Origin of the sequence: Nocardia cyriacigeorgica NBRC 100375 (assembly GCF_000308555.1) — a bacterium.
GTDB lineage: Bacteria > Actinomycetota > Actinomycetes > Mycobacteriales > Mycobacteriaceae > Nocardia > Nocardia cyriacigeorgica.
Window position 1 is genome coordinate 1 of the sequence record NZ_BAFY01000017.1, and the last position, 4,548, is coordinate 4,548.

The 4,548-nt window shown below is 67.1% G+C and carries 5 protein-coding genes; 1 reads left to right on the forward strand and 4 read right to left on the reverse strand.

The window, feature by feature from the left end; all coding sequences use genetic code 11:
• The 4 genes from glfT1 to RJ05_RS01020 form a co-directional block, all read right to left on the reverse strand.
• Positions 1–989, reverse strand: a 989-nt coding sequence (gene glfT1 / locus RJ05_RS01005; RefSeq protein WP_036531895.1) for a galactofuranosyltransferase GlfT1, incomplete at its 3' end; no start/stop codon positions are given.
• Positions 986–1,828, reverse strand: a complete 843-nt coding sequence (gene wzt / locus RJ05_RS01010; protein WP_036531897.1) for a galactan export ABC transporter ATP-binding subunit Wzt/RfbE — start codon at positions 1,826–1,828, stop codon at positions 986–988. The genes wzt and glfT1, both read right to left, overlap by 4 nt.
• Positions 1,829–1,842: 14 nt before the next feature.
• On the reverse strand, positions 1,843–2,730 hold the full coding sequence (wzm, locus tag RJ05_RS01015) for a galactan export ABC transporter permease subunit Wzm/RfbD (RefSeq protein WP_373365044.1): 888 nt from the start codon (positions 2,728–2,730) through the stop codon (positions 1,843–1,845).
• A 176-nt stretch (positions 2,731–2,906) separates the two neighbouring features.
• The gene (locus RJ05_RS01020) at positions 2,907–3,515 is read right to left on the reverse strand and encodes a bacterial proteasome activator family protein (RefSeq protein ID WP_174343878.1); all 609 of its coding nucleotides are present in this window, start codon (positions 3,513–3,515) and stop codon (positions 2,907–2,909) included.
• 95 nt (positions 3,516–3,610) lie between these two features.
• On the opposite strand from RJ05_RS01020, the gene RJ05_RS01025 reads away from it, so the two are divergent.
• A partial coding sequence (locus RJ05_RS01025) for an aminotransferase class V-fold PLP-dependent enzyme (RefSeq protein WP_036531905.1) occupies positions 3,611–4,548 on the forward strand: 938 nt, incomplete at its 3' end.

Sequence of the window (4,548 nt, forward strand, 5' to 3'; positions counted from 1 at the left end):
TCCGGCTCCGGCTTCCCGAACTGCTCGTGCCGTCCCAGGCTGCGCAGATGGAACCATTCGCGCAGGCCGGCCGGATCCCGCCGGGTCACCAGGAAGAACCAGGAGAAACGAATCCATTCCTGGGGCAGCAGCTTCCGCATTCCGGGCTGTGACATGAGGTAGCCGCGGTTGCGGTAGGTGAAGTAGCGCTTGACCGGATCGTCCGGATACTGGGTGTGCATGCGGCCGCCGAGGATCGGCTTGAACTCGGCAGCGCCGTTGGGATGCAGGTATGCCGTTTGCAGGCAGGTGCCGAACGGCAGCCCGGACCGCACCAGCCGCCGATGCACCTCGACCTCGTCGCCGCGCACGAACAGCCGCAGATCGGGCACCCCGATGACGTCGATCGCCTGCGCCGAGATCAGCGCACCGTTGAACAGCGACGCGATGCCGGGCAGGAAATCCTCCTCGCCCAGCTCCGAACGCAGCCGCCGCCACACCACGCCACGCCGCAGCGGGAAGGCCAGCCGATCGGGTTCGTCGATATCGCAGACCACGGGGGAGACCTCCACCAGCCCGTGCCTGCCCGCGCAATCCAGCAGTGTCGCCAGCACTTCGGGGCCTTCGGGCCTGCCGTCGTCGTCGGCCAGCCAGACCCAGTCGGCGCCGAGGCTGAGCGCGTGCAGGATGCCGAGCGCGAATCCGCCCGCGCCGCCGAGATTGTGGGCCGAGCCCAGGTAGGTGGTTTCCACCGGCTGGTCGCGGACCAGTTCGGCGACCTCCGGTTCGTTGCCGTTGTCGACGACGATGAGGTGGTCGACCGGCCGCGACTGAGTGGCCAGCACCTTCAGCGATTCGGCCAGCAGTTCGCGCCGCTTGTGGGTGACGACGACGGCGACGATACGAGCGGTCGCGCCGGTATCGACTGCCGTGTGTTCGGCGGAGGTCGCGGACTCGACCGGGGACGCCCCGGCAGCGATCGGGGTGTTCTTCCCGGTCGGCTCACTCATGTCTGGTTCGGCTCCAGTTCTCGTTCGGCCTCGTCGGCGGCCTGCTCGGCTTCCAATTCGGCAAGGACGGTCGCGACGTGATTACCCGCCTCCGGGCCTTCGTAGGCCCGCACCACTTCTTCGATACCGCCGTGCAGCCGGACCTGGCCGTGATCGATCCAGAGGGCCGAATCGCAGAGCTGGGCGAGGAATTCGTTGGAATGGCTGGCGAAGACCAGGATGCCGGATCGGGCCACCAATTTCTGGAGGCGCAGCCGGGCTTTTTTCATGAATTCCGCGTCGACGGCGCCGATGCCTTCGTCCAGCAGCAGGATTTCCGGGTCGATCGAGGTGACCACGCCCATCGCCAGCCGGACCCGCATACCGGTGGAGTAGGTGCGCAGCGGCATCGACAGGTATTCGCCGAGTTCGGTGAAATCGGCGATCTCGTCGATCTTGGCCATCATCTGCTTGCGCGTCTGGCCGAGGAACAGCCCGCGAATGATGATGTTCTCGTACCCGGAGATCTCCGGGTCCATGCCGACACCGAGATCGAACACCGGCGCGACCCGGCCGCGAATGCGGGCACTGCCGCGCGAGGGTTCATAGATCCCCGACAGCAGCCGCAGCAGCGTGGATTTGCCCGCGCCGTTGTGCCCGACCAGGCCGATCCGGTCGCCCTCTTTCAGCGACAGGGTGATGTCGCGCAGCGCCTCGACCACGACGACGTCGGACTGATTGCGCCCGATGGCGCCGCCGGCCTTGCCGAGGAACGCCTTCTTCAACGACCGCGATTTCGCGTCGAAGATGGGGAACTCCACCCACGCGTTGCGGGTTTCGATGCTCACATGATCTGTCATCGCTGCATCGGCTCCTATACCCAGTACGGCACGCGCGAACGGAATTTCTTCAGGGCGAACACGGCCGCGATCCAGCCGACCACGGTGATCGCGCCGACGATGCCCCAGTGATAGAGCCGCTGATCATCGCCGAGCAGCGGCGCCCGCACGATTTCCAGGTAGTGGAAGGTCGGCACGATTTCGGCCAGCTTGGCCCGATCGGCCACATCGCCGCCCTGTTCCTGCAGGCTCTTGGTGTTCCACATGACCGGAGTCAGCACGAACAGCATCAGCGTCATGCTGCCGAGGATCGGCGCGATATCGCGGTAGCGGGTGCTGAAGATGCCGAACAGGATCGACACCCACATGGAATTGGCGAAGATCAGCAGCAGCGCCGGTATCGCGAAGACCACCGTCCAATGCAGGTTCTGCCACACCCCGAAGGCGAGCAGCACCACGAAATAGATCGCGAAATTGTGCGCGAAGAACAAGAACTGCCGCCACACCAGCCGATAGACGTGCACGCTCAACGCCGAGGGCAACTGTTTGATCAGGCCCTCGTTGGCGATGAACACATCCGAGCCCTCGAGGATGCTGGCCTGGATGACGTTCCACACGATCAACCCGACCGCCACATACGGCAGGTACTCGCGCAGCGGCTGCCCGAGCAGCGCCGCGTACAGGATGCCGATGGCGGTGGCCTGCACGCCGGTGGCGATGGTGATCCAGAACGGGCCGAGCACCGAGCGCCGGTAGCGCTGTTTGATGTCCTGCCAGCCCAGCGATAGCCACAGTTCACGCTGGCCGAAGCCGTCGCGCATGTCCTTGAACGCGCGGGCGAACGATTGCGAGTCCGAGACCAGCGGTTCGGCGGGCTCGACGGGCGCGGTGACGGTGGGTTCTGAGGTCTGTTCGTTACTCACATCGGAAACCGAGTCGGGGCGAGCGGCAGCGGCGGGCACGGTGGTCGACACTACTCGGCCGAGCCGTACCGGGCCCCGCCACCATTGCCGCCCGGCCGGGTCGAGGCCCGGAGGAGGCAGCGGAGCGTAACCACGCAGGGCCTCCCGGTCGGGCACAATTGAACACTGTCCAGGGGTTACAGGTACTGGCCGGTGCCGCCCATGGTGTGACCGTGCTGGGCCGACCGCTGGTCGCCCGCGTGCACGCCCGGCGGCAATGCCCCCTGACGCATCTGCTCCAGCTGCGCCCGCGCCGCCATCTGCTGGGCGAACAGCGCGGTCTGGATGCCGTGGAACAGGCCCTCCAGCCAGCCGACCAGCTGGGCCTGGGCGATGCGCAGCTCGGCGTCCGATGGCACCGACTCGTCGGTGAACGGCAGCGTCAGCCGCTCCAGCTCCTCGCGCAACTCAGGGGCCAGACCCTGCTCGAGTTCGCGGATCGAGGACTTGTGGATCTCGCGCAGCCTGGCCCGGCTGGCGTCGTCCAGCGGTGCCGCCCTGACCTCCTCGAGCAGCTGCTTGATCATGGTGCCGATACGCATGACCTTCGCGGGCTGCTCGACCATGTCGGCCAGCGATTCGCCGGAGTCATCGCGCTCGTCGGAGTCGTTGCTCTTCTCGTCGCCATTCGAGACCACCTGCGCGGTGTAGGCCGCCTCCGATTCCTTGCCGCTCGGTAGCAGCAGGGGGCGTCCTTCCGGTCCGATCACGACGACGGGATCCGATGCGTCATCCGAGTGCGTCATGGTCTCCATCATGTCGCGTCGGGCGCCGACGTGCTAAAGACGGTGCCTGTGGGGAGGGTTACGCGGCCTCACCCGCTGCCCTTAGAGTGGCCAGCATGACTTACGACGTCGCACGGGTTCGGGGCCTGATACCGTCCCTGGGCGACGGCTGGATCCATCTCGACCCGCAAGCGGGCATGCTGGTTCCGGATTCGGTATCCCGGGCCGTGTCAACAGGTTTCCGTACGTCGTCGTTTTCCCACGTGGGCCGCCATCACGCAGCCAAGCGCAGCGCCGCCATTCTGGACGCGGCGCGTGAGGCCGTCGCGGACCTGGTCGGCGGTGACCCCGCCGGCGTCGTGCTCGGACCCGATCGTGCGGTACTGCTGGCCTGGCTGGCCGAATCGCTGAGCTCGCGCCTGGGGCTCGGTACCGGGATCGTGCTGTCGCGCCTGGATGACGAGGCCAACGTCGCCCCCTGGCTCCGCATCGCCAACCGCTACGGCGCGCATGTGCGCTGGGCCGAGGTGGAGATCGAGACCTGCGAGATGCCCGCCTGGCAGTTCGAGGAGCTGATCGGGCCGACCGCGCGCCTGGTCGCGCTGACCGCGGCCTCGCCGATCGTCGGCTCCGCGCCCGCGGTCCGGGTGGCCGCCGACCGGGTGCACGAGGTGGGCGGCCTGCTGGTGGCCGACGCGTTCGGCGCCGCGCCGTACGCGCTGATCGATATCGAGGAACTCAACGCCGACGTGGTCGCGCTGAGCGCACCGTCCTGGGGTGGACCGCAGATCGGTGCGCTGGTGTTCCGGGATCCGGCGTTTCTGGACCGCATTCCGTCGATGTCGCTCAACCCGTATGCCAAGGGGGCCGAACGGCTCGAGGTGGGCGGCCACCAGTACTCGCTGCTGGCCGGGCTCACCACGTCGATCGACTACCTCGCCGGGCTCGACGAGCGCGCCACCGGCAGCAGACGCGAGCGGCTGGAAGTCTCCATCACCTCGTTGCAGGACTACCACGACCAGCTGTTCGAGCATCTGATGGACACCCTCGACAA

Coding starts and splice junctions, on each gene's coding strand:
- wzt (WP_036531897.1), bottom strand. CDS start 1,828: ATGACAGATCATGTGAGCATCGAAACCCGCAACGCGTGGGTGGAGTTC.
- RJ05_RS01020 (WP_174343878.1), bottom strand. CDS start 3,515: ATGACGCACTCGGATGACGCATCGGATCCCGTCGTCGTGATCGGACCG.